Source organism: Clostridia bacterium, assembly GCA_017410375.1.
In the GTDB taxonomy this organism is placed as follows: Bacteria; Bacillota; Clostridia; order RGIG6154; family RGIG6154; genus RGIG6154.
The window spans coordinates 17,975-33,479 of sequence record JAFQQW010000023.1 but is presented as its reverse complement, the minus strand read 5'-3'; the positions used below and the strand labels follow the sequence as shown (position 1 = coordinate 33,479).

The window sequence follows — 15,505 nt, the reverse complement described above, 5'->3', positions numbered from 1 at the left end:
ATAAATTTTTTCTATTATCATTATAGCACTTTTGCTCCAAAAAAACAAACCCTTTTTTCTACAAAGTTATTTTATTTTTTTGTGCATTTTGTACAAAATCCCTGTCGACCTCCCGATACTGACCCGCTTCTAAGTCCATCGGAAGCTCCATATCTCCCATGCGGATGCGTTTTAAAAATACCACTTTTTTGCCCACCGCCTCAAACATGCGCTTGACCTGATGAAATTTTCCCTCATGCAGGGTAACGTGAATTTCGGAAATGCTGTCACTTTTTAAAATTTCAAGCTTTGCGGGCAAGGTGTTCTTTTTTTCGCCGATATCCAAGCCCTCTGCAAAGGCTTTTACGTCCGTTTCGGTTACTTTTCCCGCAATTTTTGCATAATAAGTCTTGTCCACATGCTTTTTGGGCGCAAGCAGTTCATGGGCAAGCTGACCGTCGTTGGTAATAAGCAGCAGCCCTTCGGTATCCTTGTCCAGCCGACCTACGGGAAACGGCTCAAATTTTTTGTGTTCTTCCGAAAGCAGGTCAATCACCGTCTGCGACGGTCCCTTTTCGGTAGAGGACACAACGCCCTGCGGTTTATTCATCAAAAGGTAGATAAACTCTTTATAACAAACGGGATTGCCATCTACTAAAACCTCGGTTTCCTCCGCTTTCATGCCACTGTCGGTTGCAACCACGCCGTTTACCGTCACTCTGCGCTCCGATACAAGCTTTTTGACATCCTTCCGGCTTCCGAATCCGCTTTTTGCCAGTATTTTATCCAGTCTCATACCTGCCATACTTGTCCCTCCTGTTCTTTTTGGGGCAGTGCCGGTACAAATTCGGTCGTTTGGCTTCGGGTCATATAGTAAATGCCCATTGCCACAATCACCGCCAGCAGTACAAAGCTTAATAACCGCCACCATTTTATTTTGAACGTATACACAAACATAAAAACACTCCTTTGTAACATGGTATGCAAAGAAGTGTTTATTTATTTCTGTGCCTTTTTCAGTCCTTCGTAATTTTTCCTACAACCTTCATGTGAAACTGCGACACGCACCGCACCGGGATATTGAGCTTTCCCGAAATACGGCTGAATACAAACAGTCCGACACCGTACAAAATAGCAGCCGCTACCAGTAAAACAATCAGCACATTTGCTTCCAGCGCCACGCCGTACAGAAAATTGAAGATAATAATTTCCGTCATAAACCACAGCCCGCCATGCAGAATCCCTTTCATATAAAGGGAAGAGCTGTAATCAAAAACAAAATTTGTAATCCAGGGCACAATCACCGACAGAAACAAAAACAATACGTTTTTCATGTTCATGAGCGGTACATTTGCGGGCAGCAGTGTCAGCAAAAGCCAGATTGCCATCGCCAGCCCGAAGCTTATGTGTATACCCAGGAAATAATCATATATTTTTCTTAAAAAATTTTTCATACTTACTCACTTCTGCGGTCTTCACCGTAATTCTGAATCAGCTTAGTCAACTCGTTGACGTCGATTCTTCCGTTCTCTAAAAAGTCCGCTTTTTTCTGTTGTGCAGAGCCTGCCTCCTGTCCGAGCAACGCTGTAACCTCACCAAAGTCCGAAAGATTAATAATTGCATCGGCATTTACATCCCCCGCCACAAGGTTTGCATCCACATCGGTTGCATGCGCGGTTGTGATTTCCGCTTCGCGGACTTCGGGCAAGTGGGATTGCTTGGTAAATTTTACGGTGTAGGTGCCCGGCTCTAACATGGAAAAATCATACGCACCTGCCGCACGTTCCATAGAATCCAGCAAAACGCCGTCTTTATAAAGCTCTACCGTGCCTAAGGTACGGCTGCCCTCAAAATTGAACTGCCCCGACAGAGAATACGCAGGTGCATCAGCCGGTAATTTTAAGGGATCGCAGGTGATGGGCGTTTTTCTGCCCCACACGCCAACGCGTACGGTATATTCCTGTCCGATTACAGGGTTTTGCTTAGGGATATAGTTTGTAAAAGCAAAATTTCCGTTTCCGTCGGTAAGTCCCTGATCCACATACTGGATGCTGTCGATGGTAATGTTATCGCGGTCGGTCACAACCACCGTCACAAATGCGGTGTTGGCATTATCAAGCTTGCCGCTTGTGGTAAAGTGGTGGTATCCGTTTTCGGTTTTTGTATATTCTGTTGTAACTGTATCTGCCGCAAATGCAGATATGCCACTTAAGACCAGAAGCACAGACAGTCCTGCACAAATAAGCCGTTTTTTCATAACTTCCTCCTATTTCATATCCCGTATTGCGGGAGACATAATCAGCATTGCATCCGACAAAATGCCCTGTTCGATGGCGCCTTCGGCATTCCAGGGGTTGTCTGCTTTTGTAAATATCAGGCAATTCCCCACCGCGGTTGCGTGTAATTCCAAAAGATTCTCGGCGGTAGTAACCGAAATAAAGCTTCTGCCCTCTTTTAAGGCGAGCATTTCCACCTTTTGCGTTTCGCCGTTTTTAAGCAATAACGGGGTCTGACTTTCGTCCTCCCAGCCTACTGTATAGCCGAAGCCTTCCGCCACAAAGCGATAGGGCACATATATTTCTCCGTTTTGCGCAAAAGGCATAACCGACTTGTTGCTTTCGTCTATATAGCAAAGTGCACCGTTCTGCACCGCCGCATAATTATCATACTGCAGAATAACAGTATCCGAAATGCGCTCGGCACGCAGTTGTTCGAGCGATTTCTTTGGCTCGGGCTGTTTCAACTCGCCCGTCTGCCCGATTGTGCCGTCGGCATACAAAACTTCTGTTTGTGCATCCTTCGATTTCCCGTTGCAGGAGATAACCAAGCCCTCGGGATTACCTTTATCATAATACGGACTTTCCTTTAAGGCAAAGCCTACGTCGGGCTTGTCGGTTGTGGCAGGTACTGTTAAAGAAAAAACATTCATCTGCTTCGACATGCTTGAAAGGGTGTAAATTTCATCATCCATCAGCGAAAGATTCATAATTGCTGTGATTGCAATACAATTGCTTTCTTCGTGAAGCTCTGCCTGTACAAGATTTAAAGAATTTTTGTCCCCTATCGGCTCGCCCACCGTGATATTTTTTAAGTGTTCATCGGTAACAAGCAGTTCGGAGGGGTTATAGTACAAAGACGCCTGCACGCCCTGATACTCCACACCGCCCACCGTTAAAGTGAGGGTAATATTTCCGCTTGCGTCCCTTTCCGAAACCGAAAGAGTCGCATACGGAACAAGTGGCGGCGTTGCCATGACAGAAAGGCAGGACAAACAAAGTGCCAGTGCCAGAAAAATGGCTGTAAGCTGTTTTTTCATACCTTTCCCTCCTTAAAAAACTACATAGCCTTACAATTTATTATAATATTTATTTTTTTAAAAGTCAACAGTTTTTCTTTACAAGCGACGGTTTTTGGATTATAATAGAAGTAGAAAGCTTAAGGAGGACATACATGCGTTATTCTTCAAAAGAAAAACCGGATATAAAACTGGTGGTTGCGACCATTCTGGCGGCGCTTTACGGACTGGTTCTGATTATCAGCGCAGTACAGACCAACCCTTCGAAATCCGCTATCATCATACAGTGTATCGGTATTGCAGGAGGCATCGGGCTGATGTTTTGGATTGCGTACATGGACTACCAGATGCTTCTTTGTCTGAACAAAATTATTTTTGCGGTATACTGTGCGATGCTGATACTGGTGCTTTTTATCGGTCACGGTGAAAGCGTTGGTACGGTAGGCTGGATTGCGGTGGGACCTGTGAACATTCAGCCCTCGGAGTTTGCAAAGCTCGGCTTTATCATCACCTTTGCCTGCCATATCTCTGCTGTGCAGGACGATATCAACGAGCCTAAAACGCTGTTACTGCTGGCGCTTCACTTGTGTGTACCGCTGGCGCTGATTTTACTGCAGCCCGACTACGGTACTGCCATGGTATTTATTTTCATCGCCATTGTCATGCTGTTTTATGCAGGGGTACGCATTAAATATTTCCTGATGGCGGGCGGTACATTTTTGGCAGCCATGCCCCTTTTATGGTGGTTTGTTTTAGACGAATTCCAGAAAGACCGTATCCGCGTATTTTTATCTCCCGAATCAGATCCTATGGGTAGCGGTTACAATGTACTGCAATCCAAGCTTGCGGTAGGTGCAGGCGAATTTTTCGGGAAGGGGCTGTTTAACGGCACGCAGATTCAGCTTGGTTTTCTGCCCGGCAAGCACACCGACTTTATTTTCGCGGTGGCAGGCGAAGAACTGGGTTTCATCGGATGCATTGCGGTTATTGCCCTTTTAGGATACATCATTGTGCGTATCATCAAAAGTGCCAACTTGGTTAAATCCTCCTCGGGCGGACTTGTGTGCATAGGCGTTGCGGCAATGTTTATTTTCCAGGCATTTGAAAACATCGGCATGACCATCGGCATTATGCCGGTTACCGGTATTCCACTCCCCTTCTTCAGCTACGGCGGTTCGTCGATACTGACCTCGTTTATGGCAATCGGACTGGTGCTGAGTGTTATCCGGCAAAAAGATACTTTCTAATCTTAAATAGAAAAATAAGCTGAGCAAAAGCTCAGCTTATTTTATTTTCTGAAACCTTTTAAGAAAAGGGATACATCCTTGCCGTCCACCTTGCCGTCGCGGTTTAAGTCGGCGGTTTTCTGAACGGATGTTACAGCGTTTTCACCGTAGTACGAACCAATAATATTAAAGTCTTTTAAGTCGATTTTTTTGTCACCATTGATGTCGCCGGCTTGTAAATCCGTGCCTGCCTTTACGGTCAGCACCGTTTCTTTGCCGTTTTCTGCTGTTACCTTTTTCTCCAGCACCAGATAGCCTGCACCTTCAATTTTTACGATGTACTCCCCTGCGGTTAAATCCTCAAACAGTGCAATGCCGTTATTGTCTACCACTTTGGTTACACCGTTTACGGTTGCGTTCATCAAAAGTGTCTCTGTGGGTGTGCCAAGCTCGGAAAGATTTATAACAACCTTCACCTTGCCAAGTCCTGCAGTTTTAACAATCTTTGAAAGGGTTGTGTGGTTGCCGACCGCATCGGTCGCAGTAAGTTCTACGGTATATTCCGTGTTCACACTAAGTCCTGTAAGAGAGAAACTACCGTTGCCGTCATAGGCTTTGGCTTCGCCGTTCACCTTTACGGCGTAGGTAACACTTGATGCATCGGTTGCAATGGGAAATGCCAACGTAAAGCTTGTTTCGCCAAGCGCGGTTACCGAAATTTCACCATCAAATACGGGCACACTTGTGTCAATTTTCTCAACCTGAACAGTTTTGGATACGCTGTTGCCTGCATTGTCGGTCGCCTTGAACACATATTCTCCGTTTTGGGTCACTTTATAGCTGTTTTCGGTAAGAACCGTGTCGTTCACCATAATCTCTTTAATTCCGGACAACGCATCGGTCACAGATATGGTAAAGGTGTGTTCTTTGCACCATTGCGAGGGTGCATCCGACACGGTAAGCTCTGGCAGGACGGTGTCCACTTTTTCAACATTTACCGTTTCGGTATAGAGGTTGCCTGCGTGGTCGGTTACAACAACCGCATATTCTCCATTTTCGCTTGCGGTATAGACATATTTGTCGTCCACCTTTGTAACAGGGGTACCACCGACCGTAACAGACGCAACGCCCGATTGGGTATCGGTTGCGGTTACGGTTATGCTGTTGGTCTGCCCCCAAGCTTCCTGCACATCAATTTCCGCCACGGGCACGGTGGTGTCTACTTTGGTCACTTCCACCGTTTGGGTCGCGGTGTTGCCTGCATTATCGGTTACCGTTACAGTTACATTGCCGTTTTGTGTAACGACCAGGCTGTTTGCAACGGTAGTGCCGATTTTTATTTCCTTTACACCTGATTGCGCATCGGTTGCCAAAACCGAAATCAGGTTGGTCTTCCCCCAGGTTTCCTGCACATTCACTGAAAATTCGGGTGCGTTATTATCTAAATAGGTTACACTTACCGTGTAGCTGTTTGCGTTGCCTGCCACATCGGCAAAGGTTACCACATAACCTTTGTTACTATCTGCGGTGAAGGTCGCGGAACTTGCATTTGTTGCAACCGCCTCTCCATCCACTTTGACGGATGCACAAAGCTCGCTGAAAGAAACGGTAATTTCCGCTTCCCCTTTCAGCCAAGCCTCGGGGTTGCCCGAAACCGCTGTTACCTCGGGTAAAGTAGAATCAACAGAGTTCAGGACTTTTTCTACACTGTCCGACAGATTTCCCGCATAATCCTCTGCCGTAAAGATGTAGGTGCCGTTTGCGGTTGCAGTAAATGTGTTGCCCTGAATCGGGTTGCCGTTTACATAAACCGTTTTTACACCCGACTGACTGTCGGAAGCCTCTATTTCAAAGGTAAATGCGAGACAAGGTGTGTCGTTTACATCGGTCACAGTAACGGTCGGCTTTTCAGTATCCACCTTGCTGACGGTTACCACCTGCTCTGTGCTGTTGCCTGCGTAATCGGTAACGGTTACGGTTACATCACCGTTCGCCGTTGCGGTATATACCGAACCGTTAAATAACGCATTGTTTACCTTCACATCTTTCACCTGCGAATCTGAGTCGGTCGCATTTATAGTAATGGTGTTGGTTTTTCCCCAGGTCTGCTGTACCACAGCCTGCAATTCGGGCGGTTGTTTATCCATAAAGCTTACAACAACCGTTTCGGAGGTCTGGTTGCCTGCTTCGTCCACCGCCAGAACGGTATAAGTGCCGTTTTCTGTTATCGTTACGGTGTTTTGGGTCAGTAAATTGCCCTCAAAATACAAGGTGCATACACCGTTATCCACTGCAGAAACGGTTAAAACCACATCCTCGTTTGTCCAATTTGACGGATTGCCGGTAACATTTATCGTAGGTGCAGTTACATCCAAGATGTTAACTGTTATCCTTTGGTTTGTCACGTTGCCGGCTCTGTCGGTCACCACAATCTCGTAATCCTTGTTCTGGTTTACAAAATAACTGTACATGCCCTCTGTACCGGTTACAAGATTGCCGTTTACCATAACAGATGCCACCCCTGAACGGGCATCGGTTGCGGTAAAGGTCATATTGAACTCTTTTACATCCTCTGTCGGGAATGCGTCTACCTGAATTTCAGGCAGGTCGGTGTCCACGTTATCCACATTTACCGCTTCGGTGAATGTGTTACCTGCATTGTCGGTAACCTCTACCGCTACACTTCCGTTATCGGTCACGGTAAGGGTTTCACATACTTCGCCATTGATTTTAATTTCTTTTACGCCCGATTGGCTGTCTGTTGCAGAAACCGAAATCACACATTCTTTTGCCCAACCTTCGGTTTTATGGATTTGCACCACAGGTGCATCGATATCAACTTTGGTTACGGTTGCGACTGTTTCGTACACATTACCGGCATTGTCGGTCACCTTTACGGGGTAGTCACCGTTTTGCTGTACAGCAAGGTTATCCACTGCTACGCCGTTAATTTCCACCGAGCAAACACCCGACTGAGTATCGATTGCATTTACCGTAATCAGATTGGTTTGTCCCCATTGTTCGGACACAATGATCTGAATGGTAGGTGCAGTGGTATCCACTTTAGAAACCGTCACGGTTTCGGTAAAGGTATTGCCTGCGTTGTCGGTTACTTCTACAGTATAAGAGCCGTTGTCGGTTGCCGAATAAACGGTACCTGTCAAAAGCGTGCCGTTTACTTTGATTTCTTTTACATCTGACTGATTGTCGGTGGCATTTACTGTGATGGAGTTGGTTTTACCCCATTCGTCTGAAACCGTGATGTTGGCTTCGGGCTTGGTTTTATCTATTTTAATTTCAATCTGTTTTTGAGAAGAATTTCCTTCGTTATCGGTTGCAACTATGCTATAGCTCTTGCTTTCGGTTGCGGTGATTGCTTCCAAATAGGGAGCATCGTCCACCTTGATATCACGGATGCCCGACGGGTCGGAGGCAGAGACGGTAAAGGTTACGTCCGAATTGCTCCATTCGGTCTGCGGAAGACCGCTGACCGTAATTTCGGGACCGATTCTGTCAATGACAGGCACAAAAATGTTTTTATTGGCAGAGCTTGTAACGCCCACACCGCTTGTGGCAATCACTTTCACGGTTGCGGTTACGCCTTCGGGTGCGGTGAGGGTTGCGGTACCGTTTTGCACAGCACTTTCGGCTTGTTTTTGTCCGCCCACATACAGCTCGGCTTTAAAGGTGATGCCGGAGGGGGCGTTGGTAGCACAAGCCACATTGGAAACAGTAATTTCGGTATGGTCTTCGCTTAAATCAAAGGTTGGTGCATCCAAAGACGACACCAGATCCACTTTGACGGGGATGGTTTCGGGGTGTGCATTCCCGTTTTTATCGGTCACCACCACTTCAAAGGGGTCTGCGCCGTTGGTTTGTCCTTCAAAGGTAAAGGTGGGATAAATGCTGTCGCCGTACACGGTATCGTTCAGCCAAACTGCGTGCTTTAAATCGGTAGTTACGGTTGTGCCGTTAATGGTAAGGCAGGGTGCCTGGTTCATGGACGGTTTATACAAATCGGAAATCGCAGGCGTGCCAAAGGTATCCGCGTTAAGGTCGGAAAGGGTCGTGCCGTCTTTTAAGGCAAAGGACATGGTGAAAAGCGGAACTTCGGTATTTTCACCGCCAACCGCAGAGCCTGTACTGATGACCCAGGTCACATAGCCGTTGCCCTTTACGGTATCTAAGTAGCCACTGCCTGCACGGGTATCGGTGGGGGCTTTTTTGATGAGGGTGATATTGGTGGCACCGATATAAAAATCATTTACAACCTCTGTTGCAGGCTGCAGTTTTGTTGTGTCGTAGGTAAAGGCAAACTGACCGCCGTTGGCAGCGTGGTTGCCCATGAAAACGCCCATGGTGAGGGTGTTATCGGTAAAGGAGATTTGTTTGAGGAGATAGTAAGGTGTGCCGTTTACGGGAGAAACGGTTTCGCCGTTTACGGTCATGGATTGTACCAGGTTTTTGGAATTGTCCGCAGTAATTTTAACCGATTGGTTGGAATTCACCCAGTTTTCGGGGAAACCTTCGGTTGAAATTCTGATATTTGCGGTATTTGCCATTGCAACTGTCGGAATAAGGGGCAGGAGCAGGCAGATGGTGAGCAATAAGCACAATCCTTTTTTCAGCATTTTATATTCTCTCCTTTTTTAGCGGATAGTTATACTATTCTATACTACTATCATACACCAAATCACCCAAAAAATCAAGTCTTTTATGCTACCGCACACTATGTTGCTGCTGAATTTACATGTAGTGTGTGCGGAATGTTGTAATAACTGCTGAATTTATGTACAGTGTATACGGAATGTCATGATAAGTACTGAATTTATGTACAGTGTATACGGAATGTCATGATATGTGCTGAATTTATATGCGGTGTGTGTAGAACACCATGATAAGCACTACGTTTTCATGTGCAGTGTACGAAAAGTTATAAAAAACCAGTGCGTTTTCATGTGGTGTGTGCGGAATGTCATAATAAACTCTGCAATTATGTGCAGAATATTGTAATAACTGCTTAGACTGCGTGCAGAAAAAATACACATGTCATTCTGAAGGCGAAGGACGTGCTAACCGTCAAATCGTCATTCTCTCCCTCAGTCAGCCCTAGGCTGACAGCTCCCTCGTCAGAGGGAGCCTTTTTTTCTGTTGCTGTGCGGAAGAGCTGTATTTTATTTCATGGCTACGCCCTACCCGATACCGGCTGCGCACAAGTGCGCTTTTACCCATCTGCCAGCCATGCAACGATTACTTGCTACCCATAAATGGGTTATTTTAAGCAAGGCTTCCCCTTGAGGGGAAGGCTTCACAACGATTTGGTTTGTATCATTCTACAATGTTGCTTAACAATTTACGTTTGTTATATACTTTAGTTTCCTGTCTGTTCATCGGTAAACCTCTATTGAACCACGCGACTATCGTGTGGTTTTCGTTGCACAAAAAAACAAGCCACGCTTTACGCGTGGCTTGTAATGAACTTATTGATTTACAAAGAATCAGTCTTTGTTGAAGAAGTTCTTGTAGATAACAACGTCAGTTGCAATCTTGTCAACGTACTTGATAACTACATAGAAGTTATCAGCTTCGTCAGCTTCGTAGAGGTTACCGTTCTTATCGAACTTGTTACCCATAACTTCGCCGAGTTCAGAAACGTTGATCTTAACCTTAGAACCGGAGTTGTCAACCAAGTATACGTTAGCATCGCCTGCTACCTTGTGAGTTTCGAAATCCTTGGATTCGAAGTCACCAAGTCTCAAGGATGTGCCGGACTTGCTGTAAACCTGACCTACAACGTAGGTGGGTTCGTCGGAAGTTACTTTACCGTAGAGGCCTGCGATATCGTCCATATCATAGGTGATACCGAAGATCTTTTCGATAGAGGTGATTTCACCCTTTTCGTTGAGTTCGTATACGAATACGGAACCCTTAGCGATGTCGAAAGTAGAGCTCTTGGAATCGCAGAACTTAGTTACCAATTCGCCATTTTCGAGGAAGGAGATAGCAGAAACAGTCTTACCATCTTCGTTCTTCATGGTGGAGTAATCGGTGTACAGAGCGATGTTGCCCTTTTCGTTACCGGTGGAAACAGGTGTTCTCAATACCAGAACGTTTGCTACTCTGTCAGAATCTACTGCATAAGCATCAACATGATAGAAATCTTCATGTTCGAAAGCGTTGAGATCCATGATAGCATACTGTTCTTCATCGGTTTCTTCGTCGCCAACGTAGAATACTACAGTTTCTTCGTCAACATAGATGCTGGGACCATTCTGAACGGTAAGTTCGTTGTTGTCTTCGTCGAATTCAGCATTTTCCATGCAAGCATAGAGGTTGAATTCAGCATCGTCGTTTTCGCCATCCCAAACGATCGGGAGAGTGATTTCATCCAATTCACCAGCGGTGTTTACAGAGTAAGCGATAAGGGTATCTTCGAGATCAGCGAAGAGGTCGATAACGTCAGCATTGATAACGTTGCCGGTGTATACATCATATGCTTCACCGTCGTTGCCTTCGATTTCGATGAGTTCGTCATCTTCTTCGATGATAACGTTAACCATGAACTTATCAGATACAGTGTAGGTCTTGATTGCGCCTTCAGCGTCAAACAATTTAACCTTCAAAGCAGCACCGAATGCAGTTGTGTCAGCACCCTGAGCTTCTACATAAGCGTAGTCTCTTTCGGTAGCAACACCAGAAACGGAAGTTCTGCTGTAGTAAGCGATCTTACCAAATGCGTCGAAGTAGAAAGTACCAGCAGCACCAGGAGCGGAAGGCAACTTGTTGTCAAGGCCTGCAGCATAACCGGAAACGGAAGCTTTGTACTTTTCGCCGCCAATGTTGTAAACAGTGTCACCTTCGGAATCCTTACCGATAGAGGAAATGGAACCTTCGATGGTGGTGTCTGTTACGATGATTTCATAGAATTTCTTGTCGTTAGCAGTTCTGTAGGTGATGATGTCATCTTCCTTCAGGTCAGCAACGTCGATAGCTTCGCCACCCTTGGTGATGGTGTAAACGAGATCGTCAACATCATCTTCGTCCAAGTTGATAGCAGCACCCTGCTTGAGGTAAATCTTGGTAGCAGAAGGATTGATATCTTCTACCATATCGGTGTAGTACTTCTTAACGAAGATGTACTTAGCTTCGTCTTCGTTCTTTTCGAACAACATGGTAACGGTACCTTCCATTACGTTTTCATCATCGTACATGAAAGCATCCATACCCTTGGTGTTGAATTTAACAGCAGCTTTGCCGTCGATAACAACCATGGTGTTACCATCATATTCATATTCTTCTTCGATACCAGCGTCTTCATCTTCAACTTCGATGTAACCGGTGGCTTCGGTCTTTTCTACAACGTCAACGATTGTAGCGGGATCTACTTCTACAACGATGGTCTTACCATCTTCGATTGCAGAATAGAGAACTTCCCATTCTTTGTCAGCATTTTCCTGGATGTATGCAACTGCTGCATAACCAAGTTTAGCATCGATATCGGATTCGCCCTTCAAGAGAACTGCTTTGTCGCCGGAGAATGCTTTTGCAACACCGAACCAAGCATCGTCTTCAGAGAGACCCTTAACTTTAACATAACCAGCCTTCTGAACGGTGTCTTCGATAGCTTCAGCATCGTTAGCGATAGGAGTTACAGCTACACGATAGATATCGAGTTTTTCGGTCAAAAGAACTTCGGTCTTGCCGTCTTCATCCATTACGGTGAATTCTTTGTTTTCGCCATAACCGGTCTGCTTCATCATAGGAGCGGTCAAAGCATTGAAGGTAAGCTGAGCTACAACGCCTCTGGTTGCGGGAGCAGCACCAACGTTTGTGGTATCTTCCAAAACGCCATACTGAGAAGCAACTACGAGGTAACCTGTAGGCCAACCGCCTCTGTCTGCTGCTGCGGGAGCATAACCCAAAGCAACAACGAGCATTTTAACCATTTCCTGATAGGAAACCTGGTCTTCGGGTCTGAAGGTGCCGTTGCCGTCACCGCTTACAGTACCCATCTGGGTTGCGAGGTTGATGTCGCCCAATGCCCAGTGATCAGCTGCTACGTCAGTATACAAGGATACGGACTGTGCACCTGCACTTGCGCTGGACAAGCCCTGAATTCTGTTAACAATTGCAACAGCTTCAGCTCTTGTGATTGCTTTGTCAGCACCAAAGGTACCATCTTCGTAACCTTTGAAAATGCCCAAAGCAGCCAATGTTTCGATAGCTTCTGCATAGTCATCGTCAGCTGCAACGTCTGTGAAAGCGCCAGCGAATGCTACAGTGCTGAGCATCATAGCAAATACGAGTACTAATGCAAGAACTCTGGTCAGATTTTTCATAAAATCTTCCTCCTTATAAAATATTTTTTTCACAAAAGGATTGATGAGGGACACACTCCCTAATGGGATTATCCGCTCTCGGGAGTTTCTCCCTCCTCTTGCTTCACCGAAATTATACAACAAAAATCTCGCCGTTGTCAATAGCATTTTTGCAACTGTAACACAATTGTAAAATAACTGTCAACCAACGGCGGTTTTTGTTACATAACAATGGTTTTGTAACACAATTTAACGGTTTTTTGTTTGTTTTTTACGGTTTTTCGTCTGTATAGTATATGTTTGTTTTGCGTTTTCGTACCCTTTTAAATGTAAAAATGAACGCGTTTTGTTTCATAACCGGGCATTGCACCGGAGTCGGGCACTTCTACTATATTTAATTTACCGTCCTGCTCTAATGCTTCCAATACACCATAGGTCATGCAGTCGGTTTGCAGAACAAAGCCTTCCTTTTTAAATGTATCACAGGTGTCCCACACCTCCTGAATGGTTGCCGGGTTTTCTTTTCTTCCCGTAAGCATTTTCTCTGCCGCCACATACGCATTGTGCCAGAGGGCAGGGGTGAGGGGCAGAATGTTATTTACCTCAACGGGATACGGCGTTGCTTTATGTCCGCCCATAAACACTTCAAACACCGTTGCCGCAGGCAAAAGTTCAATGGTGCGGAACTTAACATTCTCTGGAAAAGCAAAAAGGGTTGTGGCAAAGTATGTATCGCCATCATCGGTGATGCCCACATTCAACGGGCAGGTCAGGCGGGTTACAAAAATTTTTTCAGGCTCTTTTTCATGCATACAAAGCCCCACAATGCCGGAAGGGTAGAGGGAATTGCTTTTCGCCATCGCTTCGGCAGGGGAGAGACCCTCATCAATCAGGGATGCGATATGCTGGCACTGCAAATCACTGCAATGCACCGTGCCACCGTCTGCAAGATTGGGGTAGCCCGTCATGCTTTCCGCAACCTTGGAACGGAAAAGATAGCCCTTTTGCTCCAGCTCGGTGGCAAGGACACCTCTTTTGGTGAATATATCGTCCGATTCAAAGCCTTTAAAGCCACCGTTTGCGATATAGGAAAGTGAGCCGTCCCGATTGGTAAAGGGGTGACCCCATTCCACGTCGCCGCCGCCTTTGGAACGGCTGTGCATAAAGCCAATGTTTCCTTTAAAATGAATGCCGTCTGTTTCATTTAAGAAATTTTCCATATTACCTACAACTTTTACGGTCTGTAGCTTGTTGCCGTCATGCACGGTGATGCCTGTATAATAGCTTCCCCAGAACGCTTCCTCTCTCTGCATCATTTCGCACAGAATAGGGGCTGCCTGTTTTTTGCCGATATAGCCTGCAATATTACACATATTTTTGCCTCCGTATATTATATAGAAGAAAGTCGGGTTGAAAAAAAGGGGTGCGAGCACCCCTTTTTAAAAATTTGCAAATTAAAGTTCTGCGAAGTATTTGATTGTTCTAACCATCTGGCTGGTGTAGGAGTTTTCATTGTCGTACCAGGAAACAACCTGAACTTCATAGAGGTCTTCGGAAATCTGAGCAACCATGGTCTGGGTAGCATCAAACAAGGAACCGTAACGGATACCAACGATATCGGAAGAAACGATTTCGTCTTCGTTGTAACCGAAGGATTCGGAAGCCTGAGCCTTCATAGCAGCATTGATTGCTTCTTTGGTGATGTCCTTACCCTTAACAACTGCGGTTAAGATGGTGGTAGAACCTGTCGGAACGGGTACACGCTGTGCAGCACCGATGAGTTTGCCATTGAGTTCGGGGATAACCAAACCGATTGCTTTTGCAGCACCGGTAGAGTTAGGAACGATGTTAACCGCACCTGCTCTTGCACGACGGAGGTCGCCTTTTCTGTGCGGACCGTCTAAGATCATCTGGTCACCGGTGTAAGCATGGATTGTAGCCATGATACCGGACTGGATGGGTGCATAGTCATTGAGTGCTTTAGCCATGGGAGCCAAGCAGTTGGTGGTGCAGGATGCAGCGGAAATGATGGTATCTTCTTTGGTAAGAGTGTTTTCGTTTACGCTGAATACGATGGTCTTAAGGTCGTTACCTGCGGGAGCAGAAATAACAACTTTCTTCGCACCTGCATCAATGTGAGCCTGAGACTTATCTTTGGAGCAGTAGAAACCTGTGCATTCGAGAACAACGTCAACACCGATTGCACCCCAAGGCAAATCTTTAGCGTCTTTTTCTGCATAAATTTTGATGGTCTTGCCATCTACGGTGATAGAATCTTCACCAGCTTCTACGGTATGACCGTCGTATCTGCCCTGTGCAGAGTCATACTTTAAGAGGTGAGCGAGCATTTTGGGGCTGGTCAGGTCGTTGATTGCAACGATTTCATAACCTTCTGCACCAAACATCTGTCTGAAAGCCAGACGGCCGATACGGCCAAAACCATTAATAGCTACTTTTACGGACATAGTAAAAATCCTCCTTAATATTGATATCTTAAACATTATACTCCATTTTTTTCAAAAAAACAAGCCTTTTTTTAAAAATAATTAAAAAAATTTTACTATTGACAAAAAAAGAGGATAATTGTATACTTTTTCTAAGGGAAAAAAGACTGTTTTTATGCTGAATTGTGCGTAAAACGCTTTTGCGTTTTAGAGAAAACTATTATCGCGTCAAAGGAGAAAACA

The 15,505-nt window shown here is 45.6% G+C and carries 9 protein-coding genes and 1 pseudogene; 1 reads left to right on the top strand and 9 read right to left on the bottom strand.

What is annotated here, in order from left to right; translation table 11 throughout:
- Window positions 1–58 precede the first annotated feature (58 nt).
- Genes IJE10_03560 through IJE10_03540 form a run of 5 tightly spaced genes read right to left on the bottom strand, consistent with a single transcriptional unit; the run spans window position 59 to window position 3,295 of the window.
- Window positions 59–775, bottom strand: coding sequence for an rRNA pseudouridine synthase (locus tag IJE10_03560; protein MBQ2967183.1), 717 nt, complete (start codon window positions 773–775; stop codon window positions 59–61).
- The gene (locus IJE10_03555; GenBank protein ID MBQ2967182.1) at window positions 772–936 is read right to left on the bottom strand and encodes a hypothetical protein; all 165 of its coding nucleotides are present in this window, start codon (window positions 934–936) and stop codon (window positions 772–774) included. The genes IJE10_03560 and IJE10_03555 overlap by 4 nt, the downstream gene beginning before the upstream one ends.
- Window positions 937–995: 59 nt before the next feature.
- The gene (locus tag IJE10_03550; GenBank protein MBQ2967181.1) at window positions 996–1,433 is read right to left on the bottom strand and encodes a hypothetical protein; all 438 of its coding nucleotides are present in this window, start codon (window positions 1,431–1,433) and stop codon (window positions 996–998) included.
- Window positions 1,434–1,435: 2 nt separating this feature from the next.
- Window positions 1,436–2,236, bottom strand: coding sequence for a hypothetical protein (locus IJE10_03545; GenBank protein MBQ2967180.1), 801 nt, complete (start codon window positions 2,234–2,236; stop codon window positions 1,436–1,438).
- Window positions 2,237–2,245: 9 nt separating this feature from the next.
- A complete protein-coding gene (locus tag IJE10_03540) occupies window positions 2,246–3,295 on the bottom strand; it encodes a hypothetical protein (protein ID MBQ2967179.1) in 1,050 nt (349 codons plus the stop codon).
- Window positions 3,296–3,389: 94 nt separating this feature from the next.
- Between IJE10_03540 and rodA the strand changes: the two are divergent.
- Window positions 3,390–4,521: pseudogene (gene rodA / locus IJE10_03535) on the top strand (rod shape-determining protein RodA).
- A gap of 41 nt (window positions 4,522–4,562) precedes the next feature.
- Here rodA and IJE10_03530 read toward each other — a convergent pair.
- The 4 genes from IJE10_03530 to gap form a co-directional block, all read right to left on the bottom strand.
- The gene (locus tag IJE10_03530; GenBank protein MBQ2967178.1) at window positions 4,563–9,131 is read right to left on the bottom strand and encodes a hypothetical protein; all 4,569 of its coding nucleotides are present in this window, start codon (window positions 9,129–9,131) and stop codon (window positions 4,563–4,565) included.
- Window positions 9,132–9,998: 867 nt separating this feature from the next.
- Window positions 9,999–12,839: an S-layer homology domain-containing protein gene (locus IJE10_03525; GenBank protein MBQ2967177.1), complete on the bottom strand. Its 2,841-nt coding sequence runs from the start codon at window positions 12,837–12,839 to the stop codon at window positions 9,999–10,001.
- A 302-nt stretch (window positions 12,840–13,141) separates the two neighbouring features.
- Window positions 13,142–14,191, bottom strand: coding sequence for a hypothetical protein (locus IJE10_03520; protein MBQ2967176.1), 1,050 nt, complete (start codon window positions 14,189–14,191; stop codon window positions 13,142–13,144).
- A gap of 81 nt (window positions 14,192–14,272) precedes the next feature.
- Window positions 14,273–15,283, bottom strand: coding sequence for a type I glyceraldehyde-3-phosphate dehydrogenase (gene gap / locus IJE10_03515; GenBank protein ID MBQ2967175.1), 1,011 nt, complete (start codon window positions 15,281–15,283; stop codon window positions 14,273–14,275).
- Between the last annotated feature and the right edge of the window lie 222 nt (window positions 15,284–15,505).

Excerpts from the sequence above, each read along its gene's own strand:
- IJE10_03555 (MBQ2967182.1), bottom strand. The coding sequence starts at position 936 with ATGTTTGTGTATACGTTCAAAATAAAATGGTGGCGGTTATTAAGCTTT.
- IJE10_03530 (MBQ2967178.1), bottom strand. The coding sequence starts at position 9,131 with ATGCTGAAAAAAGGATTGTGCTTATTGCTCACCATCTGCCTGCTCCTG.
- IJE10_03525 (MBQ2967177.1), bottom strand. The coding sequence starts at position 12,839 with ATGAAAAATCTGACCAGAGTTCTTGCATTAGTACTCGTATTTGCTATG.
- IJE10_03550 (MBQ2967181.1), bottom strand. The coding sequence starts at position 1,433 with ATGAAAAATTTTTTAAGAAAAATATATGATTATTTCCTGGGTATACAC.
- IJE10_03560 (MBQ2967183.1), bottom strand. The coding sequence starts at position 775 with ATGAGACTGGATAAAATACTGGCAAAAAGCGGATTCGGAAGCCGGAAG.
- IJE10_03545 (MBQ2967180.1), bottom strand. The coding sequence starts at position 2,236 with ATGAAAAAACGGCTTATTTGTGCAGGACTGTCTGTGCTTCTGGTCTTA.
- IJE10_03520 (MBQ2967176.1), bottom strand. The coding sequence starts at position 14,191 with ATGTGTAATATTGCAGGCTATATCGGCAAAAAACAGGCAGCCCCTATT.
- gap (MBQ2967175.1), bottom strand. The coding sequence starts at position 15,283 with ATGTCCGTAAAAGTAGCTATTAATGGTTTTGGCCGTATCGGCCGTCTG.
- IJE10_03540 (MBQ2967179.1), bottom strand. The coding sequence starts at position 3,295 with ATGAAAAAACAGCTTACAGCCATTTTTCTGGCACTGGCACTTTGTTTG.